The sequence below is a fragment of the Moorena sp. SIO4A1 genome (assembly GCF_010672065.1).
GTDB lineage: Bacteria > Cyanobacteriota > Cyanobacteriia > Cyanobacteriales > Coleofasciculaceae > Moorena.
Map to the genome: position 1 here is coordinate 56,578 of NZ_JAAHHX010000009.1, position 17,099 is coordinate 73,676.

The 17,099-nt window shown below is 43.6% G+C and carries 11 protein-coding genes; 10 read left to right on the forward strand and 1 reads right to left on the reverse strand.

The annotated features are described in order from the left end of the window. Positions 1–56 precede the first annotated feature (56 nt). A complete protein-coding gene (locus tag F6K53_RS09615; protein WP_293064273.1) occupies positions 57–1,454 on the reverse strand; it encodes a hypothetical protein in 1,398 nt (465 codons plus the stop codon). A gap of 588 nt (positions 1,455–2,042) precedes the next feature. Here F6K53_RS09615 and F6K53_RS09620 point away from each other — a divergent pair. The 10 genes from F6K53_RS09620 to F6K53_RS09660 all read left to right on the forward strand — a co-directional run bounded on the left by F6K53_RS09620 (position 2,043) and on the right by F6K53_RS09660 (position 16,974). Next, entirely contained in the window at positions 2,043–3,353 is a 1,311-nt protein-coding gene (locus F6K53_RS09620) for an ATP-grasp domain-containing protein (protein ID WP_293024611.1), read from the forward strand. A gap of 127 nt (positions 3,354–3,480) precedes the next feature. Then, a complete protein-coding gene (locus F6K53_RS45760; protein ID WP_364300791.1) occupies positions 3,481–3,819 on the forward strand; it encodes a hypothetical protein in 339 nt (112 codons plus the stop codon). After that, positions 3,820–4,404, forward strand: a complete 585-nt coding sequence (locus F6K53_RS45765; RefSeq protein ID WP_364300794.1) for a hypothetical protein — start codon at positions 3,820–3,822, stop codon at positions 4,402–4,404. 1,079 nt (positions 4,405–5,483) lie between these two features. Next, positions 5,484–9,746, forward strand: coding sequence for a PAS domain S-box protein (locus F6K53_RS09630; protein WP_293024613.1), 4,263 nt, complete (start codon positions 5,484–5,486; stop codon positions 9,744–9,746). Positions 9,747–9,994: 248 nt separating this feature from the next. Continuing rightward, on the forward strand, positions 9,995–11,545 hold the full coding sequence (locus tag F6K53_RS09635; RefSeq protein ID WP_293024615.1) for an adenylate/guanylate cyclase domain-containing protein: 1,551 nt from the start codon (positions 9,995–9,997) through the stop codon (positions 11,543–11,545). A gap of 176 nt (positions 11,546–11,721) precedes the next feature. Next, positions 11,722–12,219, forward strand: coding sequence for an HNH endonuclease (locus F6K53_RS09640; RefSeq protein WP_293024617.1), 498 nt, complete (start codon positions 11,722–11,724; stop codon positions 12,217–12,219). 124 nt (positions 12,220–12,343) lie between these two features. Next, entirely contained in the window at positions 12,344–13,591 is a 1,248-nt protein-coding gene (locus F6K53_RS09645; protein ID WP_293037342.1) for a bifunctional oligoribonuclease/PAP phosphatase NrnA, read from the forward strand. 219 nt (positions 13,592–13,810) lie between these two features. Further along, the gene (gene sixA / locus F6K53_RS09650) at positions 13,811–14,308 is read left to right on the forward strand and encodes a phosphohistidine phosphatase SixA (RefSeq protein ID WP_293037345.1); all 498 of its coding nucleotides are present in this window, start codon (positions 13,811–13,813) and stop codon (positions 14,306–14,308) included. 173 nt (positions 14,309–14,481) lie between these two features. After that, positions 14,482–15,618, forward strand: a complete 1,137-nt coding sequence (locus F6K53_RS09655) for a citrate synthase (protein ID WP_293062507.1) — start codon at positions 14,482–14,484, stop codon at positions 15,616–15,618. 270 nt (positions 15,619–15,888) lie between these two features. Then, positions 15,889–16,974 (forward strand): family 10 glycosylhydrolase, encoded by a 1,086-nt coding sequence (locus tag F6K53_RS09660; protein ID WP_293064279.1) that lies wholly within the window; start codon positions 15,889–15,891, stop codon positions 16,972–16,974. Positions 16,975–17,099 lie beyond the last annotated feature (125 nt).

Sequence of the window (17,099 nt, forward strand, 5' to 3'; positions counted from 1 at the left end):
TAATTTTGATTAACCCAGTGTTAAAGATCATGATTACTACTTCACACTTCCCTAAACTAAGTCCCAGGACTGTGTACCTGAATCAGAGCCCCGTCAGCGGTATAGATTTCCATAGGGATATCGGAATTATAGCTAATCCCTTTGAGGGCATCTTCTAAAGTCAATACGTGATTGACGATGCCAGCGTGAGCCTCTACATCACCTCTGACTTGAGCCGTAATGGCTGTTTGTCTGACCTGATACATATAAGTAGGTGTTAATTCTACTTTAATCAGACTTTCATGAATGGTGTAATTACAAACTCGAGTTTCCCCAGTACAGATTTGTTCAAGATCACCACCAATTTGTTTTAACTTTACCTGCAACTGCAACTTGCTTTGAACTGCCTTAAGGGCGTTTTGATAAGGCTCAATTAAAGACTGTGCATTTTTGTGGTAGTACGTAGAGTTTGGAACTTGCTTCACGTAAGTTAAAGCGTTGCGCCAATGAATCGCAGCCACCGACCATTGCTGCTTTCCCTGAGCTTTTTGAGCCAACTGAGCCAAACGTAGTCCCTGATTGTAGGCGTTGGTAGCAATTTTTTCCTGGGTTTTGCGATCGCGCGCCCTGGCCAGATTATTTTTATAGAATTCCTCCAGTCGTTGCTTGTCCTCTTCAACGGTTGTTCCTTTAGGAATTTTGTTCAGACGGTCTAATGCGGTTTTCCAAGTACTATAGACTAGTTGCCATTCCTCTAAAGTCTGGGCTACACCCTGACGAGCTTGGGCAATCTGAGCCGCTTTCTTAGCTGCTTTCATAATCTGATTACCCTGTCTTTCTTTGAGTAATCGCCGATTAACTTCCTCTAAATTGACCTTATATAGCTTAATTTTCTGTTGCGCTATAGCATTCAGGCTACTCTCCTTAGGCATTTGTTCAAGGCGGGCAATTGCCTCTCGCCACAGTTTTTGAATTGCTATCCACTTTGATGCCTTATGGGGAGGATTTTTCCCTTTATGACCTGCCCTAGCCGCCATTTGCATGGCTGTCACTAACTGATCTAGGTCTTTACCTCTGACTTGATAGGCTTGAAGCAACTCTTGTGCTGTGTCATGCTTCATTGACCAAAACGGAATTGCTTTGAGTGCTTCAATCGCTGTCTTTAATTGCTTCTGAGCTTCGAGAATCTCCTTTCCCGATTTGGGTTTTTTCAGGGTGTCTGCTGACTTTTTACTCAATAGCTGAGCTTCATTCAGTGAACTACAAGACCCAAATACGCAGGGACGGGTAAAAACATAAAAGCCGCCGGTTAAAAATACTAAACCCAATCCCATGCCCACCACCACCAACAAAAGAAACGTACTTTTAGAATTTCCTTCATGGGGTTGTAGTGTTTCAGGGAATGGCTCATCGGTTTGAGCCTCGGGATCAGAAATTGGTTCGTCCCAAGGATGGGCTGCAACGTCAGAATCCATTGATTGATCGTTGCTTTGGTTAGACTCAGGGGTTAACTGGTTAGAATCCATTGCCTGTAGCAGGAGGAAAGCCAGGGATACCAAAAAAGGTACTTAATCTTAACCCAAAATATCCTCCTATGCTGCCAGTGGTTAGGCAGGAATTGGTGAGATATTAAGGCAACAGTGAGGAATTATAGGGGTTAGGGGGAAATTATGAAGAATCAAAGAAGCAAGCAGTGACATCCTCCGACACCGTCATCTTTGATTGGGTCTAGACTTCCAACCTTACGATTAGACATGCCAAGATCCGCACTTATCTAGAACCATCAACAAACAGCTACCGTGATCTGGCTGCGGCGGTGATCTGGAGTTATCAACTCCTAACTCCTATCATGGATTAATAACTCAGTGATGGCGTTTAAAGCGATCGACACCTGCTTCCCTTCTACCTATTCTACCTAGGGGCTACTGGGGGAATAATTTTCCTGTTTTTAATAACCAATTTCAGGCCGCTTCAGCTGGCAGACACTTTCACGGAAGTGTTTCTACAGCATGGACCAAGTGGCAAAAGATTTGAAATGTCGTGCTTAGGATTGTTCGCGAATCATGCATCTACTAGAATACCAGGCTAAAGAATTATTCCGTGAGATTGGCATTCCGGTTTTGCCTGCTCAACGCATTGACCATCCTACCGACATCAAGGGATTACAGATTCCCTATCCGGTGGTGCTCAAATCTCAAGTATCTACTTATGGAGACAACCCAGCTCGTCGCATCCGGTGTGTAGAGAATACCATCGATGCGATCGCAGCAGCTAGGGCAATTTTCAAACTCCCGATTCTGGGTAAGCATCCTCAAGTGCTGCTAGCAGAATCCCGTTACAATGCTGAACAAGAATTTTATCTAGCCGTGTTCCTAGACTACAACTTGGCCCGTCCTGTGCTATTTGGTTCTTCCCAAGGGCGTATGGACACCAAAGCCTTGATCACCGATATGCAAAAGGTTGTGGTCGAGCAAAACTTTTCACCCTTCTATGGGCGGCGTCTTGCCATCAAAATGGGACTTCATGGTAACCTGATTGAGTCAGTGAGTGGGATTATTAATAAAATGTACCAACTTTTTGTCCAAAAAGATTTGGACATAGTGGAAATTAATCCCCTCGGTGTTAGCCCGACTGGTGAACTCATGGCTCTTGATGGCAGGATTGCTATCAACGACAAGGCTCTGAGACGTCATCAGGATTTGATCAACTTGACATCGACCATGGCTGACAGTGGATTTTACCAAGAGATGCCCACTAACTCAAGCCATAATTTCAATGGTTGTGATCTCAAAGGTCGTGATCTCAAAGGCAACATCGGGATTATATGCAACAGCATGTGTCTAGCTGCAACAACAGTTGATCTGGTATACCAAGCAAAGGGTAAACCAAGACAGTGTCATCTCGTTCCAACTATCAACTCTAACCAATACTGGCCAATAACCCCTGCTGCCATAGAGGAACTGCAAGAGGCTTTGCGAGAACTAACCACATCCGAAGGGATTAAAGTGGTCTTAGTGAATATCTTGAGCAATAGGGCTACCAGCAATGCCGCAGCTGAGATGATTGCCAACTATCTACTGTCTCAAAGTTGGGAAACAGCTGTACTCAATTCAGAGAACCAGGAGCAAAATTCCACCAGTCATCCCCTTAGCTCCCTTCACCAAGACCTGTTATCTAAGGGCAAATCTCCTGGATCAGCCTCTGGGATTGAGAGACCTCACCTTGTGATCCGTTTAGTTGGGACAAATTTTCACTCGATTCAACAGCGTTTGGCTCAGCTCCCGGTACACTTTACAGACAATTTAGATGAGGCAGTCAAGCAAGCTGTATCTCTTGCCAAGAAGGGGTCACGACGTCCTAACCTAGTCAGCTAGCTGAGTGCGTCAGTGCTCAGTTACGATTCTTTTGTTCCTTATCCTTTTTGATTAGCCAGAGTCTTCTGGCAACTCAAAATGATCAATGATCATTGATCATTGATCATTGACCAATGACAAACAACAAATGACTAAGGATCAATCACCAATTAACTTGAGCAGCGATAGCAAAGTCCTAGTACAAGGTATTACACAACCCTTAGGTTTGTACTACGCTGCCCGGATGAAAGCCTATGGCACCAATGTCGTAGCCGGAGTTAGTACTGGTCAGGGAGGGCAAACCTTACATGGCATTCCTGTATTTGATTTAGTAGAGCAGGCTTGCCATCATGTCGAAGCTGTAGACACAACCATTATTTTTGAAGAATCTTACCAGGTCAAAGATGCTGCCTTGGAAGCGATAGATGCTGGGATAGGGCAAATTATTCTAGTGACTGGTGGTATTCCTCCCTTGGATATGGTATAATTGATAGCTATTGCCCAAGCTACTAAGACAATTATTCTTGGTCCGAGCAGTTCTGGAATTATTGTTCCAGGAAAAGTTTTGCTAGGGACTCACGAAAGTGAATTTTACACCCCTGGCTCAGTGGGATTAATTACCCGTGGTAGTTATCTGATCTACGAAGTGGCTTTTGGCTTAACTCAAGCCAACCTAGGACAGTCAATCGCGATTAACCTTGGCAGTGAAGCAATTGTTGGTTCTTCGTTTAGCTATTGGCTGGAGGTTTTGGAAAAAGATAAAGCTACAAACGTTATTGTCCTAGTTGATCAGACTGGTGGCGGCTACGAAGACGTGGCCGCCGCTGCCTATATAGCCCAGGAAATCCATAAACCAGTGATTTCCTACATTGCAGGACGTTATACACCAGAGACACAACTAATTAGTAACCCTAGTGCTATGCTATCGACTCACCTACCAGAGGCTATGAGTAATATGACTAAAGTGTCTACGGCACAGGGAAAAGTGGCAGTATTTAAGCAAGGGAGAATCCCAGTAGCCGAACGCCCTTCCCAAATTCCCATCTTGGTTCAAAAGGCTCTCGAGCATTGACAGGCATTGATTCGCCACCCCATTACCCATTGGTCGGATTTACATCATACTTTGCATACTACAAACTGACATGGGTAATGTGGGTTATAACCGGTAACCTACAACCTACAACCTACAACCTTTAACCTACAACTTTTAACCTTGTTAAGCCTAGTTTTTTGCAAAGTATCGTTAAGCGGGCTGGAATTTGGTTGAGATTGTTTACTAGAAAACAATCCTTTGGAAATAAATCGATAAAATAGAGGATGTAGGGTTTATGATAAGACCCAACTAATCGTCGTTTTCAACTGACCTAGTTTAAATTTCAATTAATTTATGGAACTTAGTGGCTCATCTGCCAACTCTTCTGACCCTCACCCATATAGATGGGCAGAAGTCTTGGGTACGGTAATTGCGCTGTTGACCTTAACATTACCTTTGTTGATCATCGCTTACTACTCTTCTTCAAATAACTACGTTAATGTTTTGCCACAACCCACCTACTCGCCTACGAGATTAGAAAATTGACATACAAGTTTTTTAGATAACCAAAGAAGGATATGTGGGTGCGCTGATTTAAAAACCTTCAATAGCTCAGGTGTAATAGAAAATGCCAGCGTCATGTCTCCTAGGCAATGGCGTAAGGGGGATTCTGTGAAATCTCAGCTTTATAGAAAGTTTGAGTTGAATGGTATACCACTTGCCTTGGCTCCTTGATGATAGTTAACAGCGGACTTGGAAAAGGAGAAAGGGGAATCAGAGGAGATTGGTGTCGTCTCTTTCACCCAGGCTACCTCTGATCAAGCAAAGGGAAGGGAGACAAGGGAAAACCATCAACAATGAACAACAATGAACAATTACCAGTCTCCGTCGCTATATGCCAGCTTAAGTTGGTAGCCTTCACCCATAACCTTTCACTTTTCACTTTAACTAAATCTCTAAGGCAAAAAAACCTTTAATTTAAAGAGAATGAAAAAAATATAACTAGAAAATAAAAGAGTTTGTAAAGTTGCGGAATTTCCCGGTTTAGGGATTGAAAATTATGTCAATGTGCGTAAAGATTAATTTCGCCTAACTCCATCTTTGGGCGTATTCCCAAAATGATTTTCATCGCAAAAGGATTCTGGCAACACTTAACTAATGTAGGTTTACTGACTTTGGTTTACCTTGGGCTGGCAAACTTAGTCCATGGATTGATTGGAGGGAATACATTAGTACCACCAGTTTGGTCTCCCACAGGAATTACCCAAGCAACCGTATTACTACTAAGGGAGCATCTTTGGTGGTTAACCGAACACCAAGGAGTTTTGCCATCGGTTTCTTGGGGACAATTTTTCTGGACTGTGTCGCCTCAGAGGTTCTGGCCAGTTTCTGGGATCACTGCTTTAGGCTATATCTTGTCAGTATTGCTCTCGATAGGATTGGCACTGTGGTGGCAGCTTCGTCCTTCCCTAGAACGGCGACGAGATGTATTGGGTTTCCTAGGGGTGTCGATGTTTGCCACACTCATCGCTCCGACTGTCAGTCTAACTCACTTACACCTGAGTGGTGAATTTGATGGTAGGAATTTCGGCTGGATGTGGTGGCAATGGTGGTTAGGGGACTTAATGGTGGTTTTAGTCGTAGTACCAGTGTTTTTAGTTTGGTGCTACCTAGTGAAGGAGTTGAAGGTTGGCAGGTTCAAGGTTGAGAAAGTTGAAGAGTCAACCCAAACTAACCTCCAACTGTCTAACCAACAACCGTTAACCCCTCAAGCAAGCATAAAGATAAAGCAAATTATTTTGGTAGCTATCTGGCTGATTTCACTCTTGACAGTGAGTTGGGGAGTGTTTGGGTCGGACATTGCGCCAGAAATGGCAACCTATCCCCTCGCCTGCTTGATATTTCCCTGGCTGATTTGGGCTGCCCTCCAATTTGGTCAACGCCTGACCACCCTAGGCTGCTTGATGGTATCGAGCATTGCCATTGTAGGAACCAGTTTGGGTACCGGACCGTTTCTTGCCAGCACCGGGAACTTGAGCGAAGCAGTTCCCCTACTACAGGTTTTTATGATACTGATGGCGACAATCCCTTTATTCTTGGCAGCGACTACATCAGAACGAAACTCAGCAGCAGAGTTGTTGCGCTTAAGCGTTGCCAAATACCGCAGCATCTTCGAAAATGCTGTCGAGGGCATTTGTCAGACCACACCTGACGGACGCTATATCAGTGCTAACCCCGCACTAGCGAGAATATATGGCTATCAATCACCGGAAGAACTCATAGCAAGTGTCACCGATATTGCCCACCAACTTTACGTTGATCCTCAACGACGGGCAGATTTGCTTCTACAGCTACAGGAAGATGGTGTTGTTTCAGGGTTTGAAGCACAGATTTATCAAAAAGATGGTACTATAATTTGGATTTCCAAAAACGTGCGGGCTATCCGCGATAGTAGTAACTTTCTACTCTACTACGAAGCTACTGTTGAGGAGATCACAGAGCGCAAGCACGCTCAAGAGGCACTCCGTAACCAGAATGAACGGCTGGAACATCAATTTCAAGAGCGAACAGCTACCTTGAGGCAGCTCAATCGACAATTAATCGCGGAGGTTCTTGAACACAAGCGCATTGAGGATGCACTTAGGGAGAGTGAGGAACGGTTTGCTCTGGCTATTCAAGCTAACACCAACGGACTCTTTGAAATCAACCTGAAAACCTATGATCATTACTACTCGCCCCAATTTCTCAGCCTGATTGGCTACCCATTGGATCAAGAGGGACCGACCATTAATGAATTACTGGCGCTGATTCATCTTGAGGATCAAGATCAGGTCAAAGCCATCCTAGATAACCTATGTGCTGGACGAAGTTCTCAGCGATGCAGCGCGGTCTTGGGGGTTTCCCCCATGAGCGACTGCATCAAGAAGTGGAAACAAAGGTTTCGTCTGCTGCGCAAAGATGGCTCAATTTCCTGGATTCTCTCGACTGGTCTAGTGATCTCAGATGATCAAGGTAAAGTGGTTCGTCTAGTCGGTACCTTTACTGACATTACTGATAGCCAGAGAGTTAAAGCCTTATTAGCTGGACAAAATCGTATCCTGGAAATGATTACCCAGTGGGAGAAGCTGCCAGATGTACTAGACCAACTGGCTCGATTGATTGAGCAGCAATTTCCCAAAATTAGGTGTGCCTTCTTCCTGGTGGACAAAAATGGGGTTAATTTGCGTTATACTGCCGCTCCCAGCCTTCCAGAATCCTACATTCAGGGGATTGATGGTATGGTTATTGGTCCATATATGGGTTGCTGTGGCACTGCCGCCTATTGGCGAGAACCGGTCATGGTTAAGGATATTGCCACTCATCCCTTGTGTCGAAGTATAAGGGATTTGGCACTTTGCCACAATCTCAGAGGGTGTTGGTCTATCCCGATTTTGTCCACTCAAGGGACGGTGCTAGGCACCTTCTCAACCTATTACACTGAACCTCATACCCCAAACCGCGAAGAGCAAGAACTGGCGGATAAGGCCACCCAACTCGCTAGAATTGCCATTGAGCGCTCTGTGGCACAGGAGGATGTGCTCCGTACAAATGCCATGCTCAAAGCGCAACAAGAAGCTGCCATTGATGGAATTTTAGTGGTTGATGAAAATTTTCGGGTGGTTTCCTACAACCACCGTTTCTGTGACTTGTGGCAGACTCCAGAACAGTTGTTTCAAGCCAATCATATTAAAGAATTGCTCAAGCAGGTGAGTTCTCAACTGAACCATCCCGAAGAATTTCTGGCTCAGGTGGACTATCTTCAGGCTCATCCCAAAACAACGAACTACGATGAACTTTTAATCAAGGATGGGCGTATTTTTGACTTTTATTCAGCACCAGTGCTTACCAGTGGTGGGGATTACTATGGTAGAATCTTCTGTAACCGAGATATCACTGAACGCAAGCTATCAGAGGCAAAACTACGGCAGGCGGAACAGAAGTATCGCAAATTAGTTGAGTCAGCTGGTGATGCCATTCTGATGGCAGATGCGGAAACCGGAATCATCCTGGAAGCCAATCAGATGGCGGAACAGATGCTGGGCCGTGGGAGATCTGAAATTATTGGGTTACATCAGAGTAAGATTATTCCACGAGAACGATTCAAAGCCTACTCCCAAATTTTCCAGCAACATGTGGAGGCAGGGGGTGTATTTCAAGTAGAACTGGAATTACTGCATCAAGTTGGTACAACCGTGCCTGTAGAAGTTAGTGGGACTACTTTAGAGCTGCAAGGGAAGACAGTTGTGCAGGGAATTTTTCGAGACATTAGCGATCGCAAACAGGCAGAACAGGCGTTGAAGCAGGCTAAAGTTGAGGCGGAAGTAGCCAATCGGGCTAAGAGTCAATTTTTAGCCAACATGAGCCATGAATTACGTACCCCCCTTAACGGAATTTTAGGTTATGCCCAAATCCTCCAAGAGGAACCTAATCTGAGCGCTACGCAAAAAGAGCAGCTGAGTATTATTCAGCAAAGTGGTCAGCATCTGTTAACCCTACTCAATGACATCCTGGATCTATCAAAAATCGAAGCCAGAAAAATGGAACTGGATGTCAGAGATTTTCAGTTTCCCAAGTTTCTGGAAGGTATTGTGGAAATTGTGGTGATCAGTGCTAAACAAAAAAACATTTCATTCCGTTACGAATTCCTTTCGCCCCTCCCTGAATTTGTCAAGGGTGATGAAATAAGACTGCGACAAGTTCTGATGAACCTTTTGGGAAATGCTGTCAAATTTACAGATACTGGCGAGGTAACGTTTAAAGTTGGTTATTTGGGGTGTTCAGAGTTGAACGTTGATCGGTCTTTAACCGAAAAGCAAGGTACTCAAAAAATGCGCTTTGTCATAGCAGACACTGGCATTGGTATCCCACCAAAACAACTAGCAGAAATATTTTTGCCATTCCATCAAGTGGGTAACACTGACCGTCAGGTTAATGGTACAGGCTTAGGACTATCGATTAGTAAACGTTTAGCGGAATTAATGGGTAGTGAATTAAAGGTTAAAAGCACTGTAGGTCAAGGTAGTATTTTTTGGCTAGATTTAGATTTACCAGATGTTTCCCAGGAACAACAAGGAGGACAAGGAATTGTAGAATCCACTAAGGAAGAGAAAGCTGAAGAGGTTATGCCTGTAGCGCCATCGCCAGAGAAAATCTCCGTTCTGTATGAACTCGCCATCATCGGTGATATTAGAGGGATCCAAGAGGAAGCTAATTTGATTGAACAGTTGGATGATAAATTCATCCCCTTTGCTCAAAATTTGCGTCAATTATCAAAAGGCTTTCAAGAAAGACAAATACTGGAATTTGTGGGCCAGTACATGGATAAAAAATACCGCGAATAACCTCGTCAACCAAATAATTTAAAAAATAGATAAACTGAGTTGAAATAAAATACAAAAATTTTGTAAAATCAAGCCATTAAAATGATTGTTTAATCCAGAAATAATTTATTATATTTTTAGGGGTGTATTTTGAAGGTTTATTTTAAAATGTCAATAACTATTTTTTTTGGGAGATGATATCCGATTAGTTTGACTTTTAGAATTAGCCATTGATTAGCGACAAACCCCAATAACGAGTTCATGTGATTATGAATATTTCCTCAGTAACTCAAACTAATAATTATTCCTCTTCCAGGAAAATTACCCTAACTGAGAGCTATAACAAAATTGGCTATAAAGGTGTAATTGTGATTGTTGATGATAGTCCGACTAATTTAGGGGTGATGTTTGAGTTGTTGAGCAATTCTGGCTTCAAAGTCTTAGTCGCTCAAGATGGCTATAGTGCCCTCCAGAAAGTCAACTATACTCAACCGGATCTAATCTTACTGGATATTATGATGCCCGGAATTGATGGGTTTGAAACTTGCCGTCGCTTGAAAGCTCAAGAGTCAACTAGAGACATCCCAGTTATTTTTCTGACGGCTCGTACTGATACTCTCGAAAAAGTTAAAGGTTTCAAACTCGGTGCAGTAGATTATCTCACCAAACCAGTGCAGCAGGAAGAAGTAAGAGCGAGAGTCAACACTCACTTGAAACTCGGGCGTTTACAAAAGCAACTACAAGAACAAAATTTTCAACTTCAACAGGAAATCAAGCAGAAACAAGAAGCTGAGCATAAATATCGCAGTATATTTGAAAATGCCACTGAAGGCATTTTTCAAGTTACACCAGAAGGACAATTTATCACCGCTAATCCAGCACTCGCAAGTATTTTGGGCTATCAGTCGCCAAAAGAACTGATTAATCAAGTCACCGATATTGGGACACAACTCTACCTCGAACCGATGCGTCGTGACGATATATTAGCCCTAATCCACAAAGAAGAAACCTTATCAGACGTTGAGTCCGAGGTCTATCGGAAAGATGGTATGGTAATTTGGATTTCGGAAAATATACGAGCAGTCAGAGACAATTTTGGTGATTTACTCTACTACGAAGGGACAGTTAGCGACATTACAGAGCGAAAAAAATATGAAGATGAACTTCGTCGTGCCCGAACCCAAGCTGAGCTTTTGCTGCTTAATATCTTGCCCCAACCGGTTGCAGAACAGTTAAAAAAAGGAGAACGTACCCTGGCAGAAAGTTTTGAAGATGTAACTGTTTTGTTTGCTGATTTAGTTGACTTTACCAAACTATCAACCCAAACCTCTCCCACCGAACTGGTCGAAATTCTGAATGTAATTTTTTCAGAGTTTGACCAACTAGCTGAGGAGCATGGTGTGGAAAAAATTAAGACGATTGGTGATGCTTATATGGCTGTTGCCGGTCTGCCAAAACCCTGCAAGTATCATGCGGACGCGATCGCTAAAATGGCATTGGATATGCAAAAATTAATTGCCCAGTACAATGCTCAAACGAATCAAAATTTCCGTCTCAGGATTGGCATCAACAGTGGACCAGTGGTGGCTGGGGTAATTGGAATCAAAAAATTCAGCTATGATTTGTGGGGTGATACGGTAAATATGGCTAGCCGTATGGAATCTCAGGGTATACCAGGTGGCATTCAGGTTACAGGTACAACATATGAAAAATTAAAAGATAAGTACCTGTTTGATAAACGGGAACCGTTTGAAGTCAAAGGCAAAGGGAAAATGACTACTTATCTGCTCACAGGTCCATTAGCAATGGGTAATGGGTAATGGGTAATGGGTAATTGACCTAACTATACATGAGTTGACCCTTGACGGATTTCTTTAGTTCAGCCTTTAGATCAGCAGTTTAGCAACACCCTAAATTAAACTAACCCATGGAAAAATAACCCAGATTGAGCAACCTGTGCTACTATCTGGGAAAATCCTCCTAGCTGAGATCACCAATGGGTAAGGTTCTGGTGTTAAACGCCTCCTATGAGCCGCTCAACATCACCAACTGGCGACGGGCGGTTGTGTTGTTGATCAAGGGTAAGGCAGAGCGTATCGAACATAACGGCAAATACGTTTACGCAGATTTTCCACTGCCTACAGTGATTAGACTGCGCCATTACGTCCGGGTACCCTACAAAGAGATTCCCCTTACCCGTCGTAACATCCTGCACCGTGATGGTCACTCTTGTCAATACTGCGGTTACAGTGGTGATGACTTAACGTTAGATCATGTAATTCCTCGTTCTCGCCATGGAGGTGACTCCTGGGAAAATCTTGTTACAGCTTGCGTGCGCTGCAACGTCAAAAAAGGGAATCGCACCCCTAAAGAAGCCAACATGATGTTGCGAACCCAACCCCGGAGACCTTATAGTAGTCTCCACTTTGAAATTGCTAAAGACTTAAAAACTGGACGGCATCAGGAGTGGCGGAAGTATGTGATTGGTGCTTAGTCCGCTAATTCATCCCACGATTAATGAAGCCAAAAGGGGGTTGAGCAATGGCTAATGAGTAATGGCTAATGAGTAATGACCAATGGCTAATCACCAATGGCTAATGACTAATGACTCATAACTAATGACTAACAATTTACTTAACAGTGGTGCATCTAGCTTAGATTCAGAACAGGTTGATGCTAAAGCGCAACCGTCATCTACTCAAGATGTAAATCCTTCCGTGGGAAATTCCCAAACAACAAGGCGGCAGTCTACATCAGGTTCAAAAGTACATTCAAAAGTACAACAGTTCCAAGAGACTCTAGAGCGTCATCAAAATGAGCGGCAACTGATCATCCTACAAGATTTCCCTGACCCAGATGCTCTCTCTAGCGCTTGGGCTTACCAGCTGATTGCCCAGGAGTATAATATCCAATGCGATATTGTCTATGCTGGGACCCTCTCTCACCAGGAAAACATTGCCCTGGTTAAGCTGACTGGTTTACCAGCCAAACGCTCCAGTGTCGAGACCACAAAAAATCAAGATTTATCGGTGTATCAGGGCTATGTGCTGATTGATAACCAGGGTACAACCACCCAGCTATTACCGATTGTTACCAAGGCGAATATTCCTCTAATTGCCATCTTTGATCATCACAGTAGTCAAGGGGAGTGGAAAGCAGAATTTATTGACCTTCGTCCTCAAGCAAGAGCCACCGCGACGCTATTAACCCATTACCTTCAGGCTGGGTTACTACAGCTCGATAGTAGCATTAGTGAACATATCAAATGTGCGACAGCTTTGATGCATGGTCTGCGCTCTGATACTAATATGCTGATGCAGGCTCAGGAAGAGGATTTCTTGGCAGCTGGATATCTGAGCCGCTTCTATGACACTCAACTCCTTAACGCTATACTCAAGACATCTCGATCTCGTCGAGTGATGGATGTTATTGAGCGATCGCTTAAATATCGCATTCTCCAAGATAACTTCTCTATGGCTGGTGTGGGCTATCTTCGCTATGAAGACCGGGATGCTATTCCCCAAGCTGCTGACTTTTTAGTTACTGAAGAAAATGTTCACACTGCTGTGGTTTATGGGATTGTTTACGATGAAGACCAAGAATTAGAAGTGGTGATTGGTTCCTTGAGAACCAATAAGTTAACCCTCGACCCTGATGAATTTATCAAAGAAGCTTTCGGTCAAGACAGTCATGGGCGTTTCTTTGGTGGTGGACGCATGATGGCTGGTGGCTTTGAAATTCCGACGGGATTCTTGAGTAGTTTTAATGACAAATCGGAGTATGCCAAGCTCAAGTGGGAGGTGTTTGATACCCAAGTCAAGCAAAAACTACTGCGATTAGTTAATCCCCAGGATACTGTTATCTAAACTCACATCTTGCACCATTCTCAATAAGCTTGGTTCATGTAGGGTGGGCAGTGCACCAGACAGATAATGAACCTTGCAAAGCGCGTTGGTAGGCACTGCCCACCCGAAGATTAATGACAATGGTGCAAGTACTCAGTAAACTAACTAATACCAACTGATGAACTCAGGAGTATTTTAAGTGTAGCGATCGCATTTTAAGCTACTGTTAACAATCAGCCCATGGAACTCTACTTAATTCGCCACGGTATTGCTGCTGAGCGAGGCACCTACAACAACGATCGAGAGCGGCCACTGACCAAAATTGGCCATGAAAAAACTAGTAAAGTAGCAAAGGAGCTCCATAAACGAGGGCTAAACTTTGACCTAATCTTGACTAGTCCATTGGTCAGAGCTAAGGAAACCGCTGCTATCCTCCAAGATGTTGGTTTAGGCTCATTGGTTGAAGAGTCGGATAGTCTCGCTCCTGAGGGTGACATTCACCAATGGCTCAGCTGGCTACAGCAGAGGTGGAGAAAGACTGATGTTCAAAGACGTTTGGCTCTAGTTGGTCATCAACCGGATTTAGCTAATTGGGCGGAAATGTTGGTGTGGGGAGTATCCGATCAAAAACTAGTGCTAAAAAAAGCTGGAGTAATTGGGTTAAAGCTTCCTAATACTGGGAAGCCCTTCGGTCGCAGTGAGCTATTCTTGCTGACCTCACCCAAGTGGTTAGTATAGCAATCTTTCAGGGTTGATGGTGTTCGGAATCTCCCCCCATTCATGGGTCAGAGAAGTCAAAGAGTGCTATAATATAGTCATCACAGTAAAAATAATCTTTGTAGCACGGAAGACTTAAGCACTAATCTCTGGTAAGTTGGCCTGAGATGAATGAAGATTCTGTAGGTAATAACATGATAGCTTGCGAGTACCAGCCAGGTTTAGAAGGCATTCCAGCAGCTCAATCCAGTATCAGCTACGTTGATGGGCAGAAGGGAATACTAGAGTATCGTGGCATTAGGATCGAAGAACTCGCATCAAAAAGTACTTTCCTAGAAGCCGCGTATCTACTGATTTGGGGTGAGCTCCCTACTAAGAACGAACTTTATGAATTCCAGGAGGACGTTCGCCTCCACCGACGGATCAAGTACAGCATCCGGGACATGATGAAATGTTTTCCAGAAACTGGTCATCCGATGGATGCTCTACAAGCCTCTGCTGCTGCTTTGGGTCTGTTTTACTCCAAGCGGGCTTTAGACAATCCACAATACATTCGGGGAGCCGTGGTTCGCCTGTTGGCTAAGATCCCTACCATGGTAGCAGCATTTAAGCAGATGCGCAAAGGGGACGATCCAGTACGCCCTCGGGATGATCTTGACTATGCAGCTAACTTTCTGTATATGCTCAATGAGGAAGAGCCCACTCCCCTAGAGGCTCATGTCTTTGATGTTTGCCTGACACTCCATGCCGAACATACTATCAATGCCTCTACTTTTTCGGCTCTGGTGACTGCTTCTACTCTTACTGACCCCTATGCAGTAGTGGCATCAGCGGTGGGAACTCTAGCTGGTCCGTTACACGGAGGGGCGAATGAAGAAGTGATTACCATGTTGGAAACCATCGGCTCAGTGGAGAATGTCCACCCTTACTTGGAGGAGCGCTTGCAGCGCAAAGAAAAAATTATGGGTTGCGGTCACCGAGTCTATAAGGTAAAAGACCCGCGAGCAACTATACTTCAGAACTTAGCGGAACAACTGTTTAAGGAATCTGGCACAGACAAGTACTACGACATTGCTTTGGAGTTGGAGAAAGCAGTGGAGGAAAAACTGGGTCACAAGGGGATTTATCCCAATGTGGATTTCTATTCCGGCTTAGTTTACCGGAAGCTGGGTATTCCGAGTGACTTGTTTACACCAGTGTTTGCGATCGCACGGGTTGCAGGTTGGCTAGCTCACTGGAAGGAACAGCTAGCCGTCAATCGAATTTTTAGACCTACTCAAGTCTACACTGGCACTCACGATGCTCCCTATATTCCTATGGAAGCTCGTTAGTCGTTAGTCATTAGTCGTTAGTCATTGGTCATTGGTCATTGGTCATTTGGGCGTTGGTGATTCTTGAGGGAAGTCCCACGAATAATCATGTACTCGGCTCCCTCGGCCAAATGCCTAAGTTTTTATACCTAGTTTTCCTCCTTTTAAAAGCTGACAGCTGAGTGCTGATAGCTGTTCGCGTAGCGTGCGTGGCACAGGCTTCTAGCCTGTGATAAGTGCGCATATGCCTAGGAAAATAATAATTACCAATTACCAATTACCAAGTAACTAATGAAATTTCCATTAACCAAAAAATTCAATAAATTTATAATTTGGACATTAATAGGAGTGGTAGTCCTGGTAGGAGTTAACACTATCATTCCTGCCCCTCGCCATACCCCAAAAACCACCAATAAAATTCAAGGAATTTGGCTAACTCATGTCGGTAACAACTTTCTATCCTATACAGGACAAACTGACAATGTATTTCACCAGTTATCTGGTCTGAATTTTAATCGAATTTACGTTGATGTTTATAATGGTGGAACTACCTATCCTAGTAACTATTCCCTCAAAAATAACTGGATTACCTTACCCTTCACCGACCCCCTAAAAGCCGCTATCAAAGAAGGTGAACGTCAAGGCTTAAAAATCTATGCTTGGTATGAGCATGGCATGATGCTTCATCTTAATTCAAAATTTGCTAAGCAGCATCCCAATTGGCTCCTGAAGACGTCAACAGGAGAAAAAGCTATCGATCAACATCTGTGGCTAAATCCAAACCACCCAGATGTTCAACAGTACTTCATTAATTTATTTACTGAAGTTGCTAAGAACTATCCCAACCTCTATGGTATTCAACTAGACGATCATTGGGGCATTCCAACTCAATTTGGAAATCACGCCAGAGTGATGACGGAATTAACCCGTAAAATTTACCAAGCGGTTAAAAAAATTAACCCTAATTTAATTATATCTCTTTCTCCCAATTCCCCAAGCTTTTCCTACAGAAAATATTCTCAAAATTGGTTGTATTGGATCCGCCAAGGCTTGATTGATGAAGTGATTGTCCAAATTTATCGCAAGACCAGCCAAGAAGTAATCAATACTCTAAGATCGTCTGGTTTACGAGAAGCTAGTTATTACGTTCCGGTAGCCGTAGGTATCTACAGTGGAGAATTCTATCGCCCTAAGCCCATAAATGAACTCAACAAGCAGATAGAAATTGCCCAAAACAATGGTTATGGTTATTCTCTTTTCTGCTGGGAATCTACCTATAGTCCTTTTCGTCGTCTAAAACCAGAGCACAAAGAAGCATTTGTTAAAACTTACTTGAGCATAAAGAAGCTTTTTTTTAACCTTATAAATTTTTTGTAACTATTAGTTTAAGCAGTCAGCTATAGCAAAGGTAAAAGGGAACAGGGAACAGGGAACAGGGAACAGGGAATAGGGAATAGGGAATAGGGAATAGGTAATAAGGAAAAAAAATTTCTGTACCTCAT

What these genes read in the sequence shown, in the direction of transcription:
- F6K53_RS09635 (WP_293024615.1), top strand. Translation starts at nt 9,995, where the DNA reads ATGAATATTTCCTCAGTAACTCAAACTAATAATTATTCCTCTTCCAGG.
- F6K53_RS09645 (WP_293037342.1), top strand. Translation starts at nt 12,344, where the DNA reads ATGACTAACAATTTACTTAACAGTGGTGCATCTAGCTTAGATTCAGAA.
- F6K53_RS09655 (WP_293062507.1), top strand. Translation starts at nt 14,482, where the DNA reads ATGATAGCTTGCGAGTACCAGCCAGGTTTAGAAGGCATTCCAGCAGCT.
- sixA (WP_293037345.1), top strand. Translation starts at nt 13,811, where the DNA reads ATGGAACTCTACTTAATTCGCCACGGTATTGCTGCTGAGCGAGGCACC.
- F6K53_RS09620 (WP_293024611.1), top strand. Translation starts at nt 2,043, where the DNA reads ATGCATCTACTAGAATACCAGGCTAAAGAATTATTCCGTGAGATTGGC.
- F6K53_RS09615 (WP_293064273.1), bottom strand. Translation starts at nt 1,454, where the DNA reads ATGGATTCTGACGTTGCAGCCCATCCTTGGGACGAACCAATTTCTGAT.
- F6K53_RS09660 (WP_293064279.1), top strand. Translation starts at nt 15,889, where the DNA reads ATGAAATTTCCATTAACCAAAAAATTCAATAAATTTATAATTTGGACA.
- F6K53_RS45760 (WP_364300791.1), top strand. Translation starts at nt 3,481, where the DNA reads ATGACTAAGGATCAATCACCAATTAACTTGAGCAGCGATAGCAAAGTC.
- F6K53_RS09640 (WP_293024617.1), top strand. Translation starts at nt 11,722, where the DNA reads ATGGGTAAGGTTCTGGTGTTAAACGCCTCCTATGAGCCGCTCAACATC.
- F6K53_RS09630 (WP_293024613.1), top strand. Translation starts at nt 5,484, where the DNA reads ATGATTTTCATCGCAAAAGGATTCTGGCAACACTTAACTAATGTAGGT.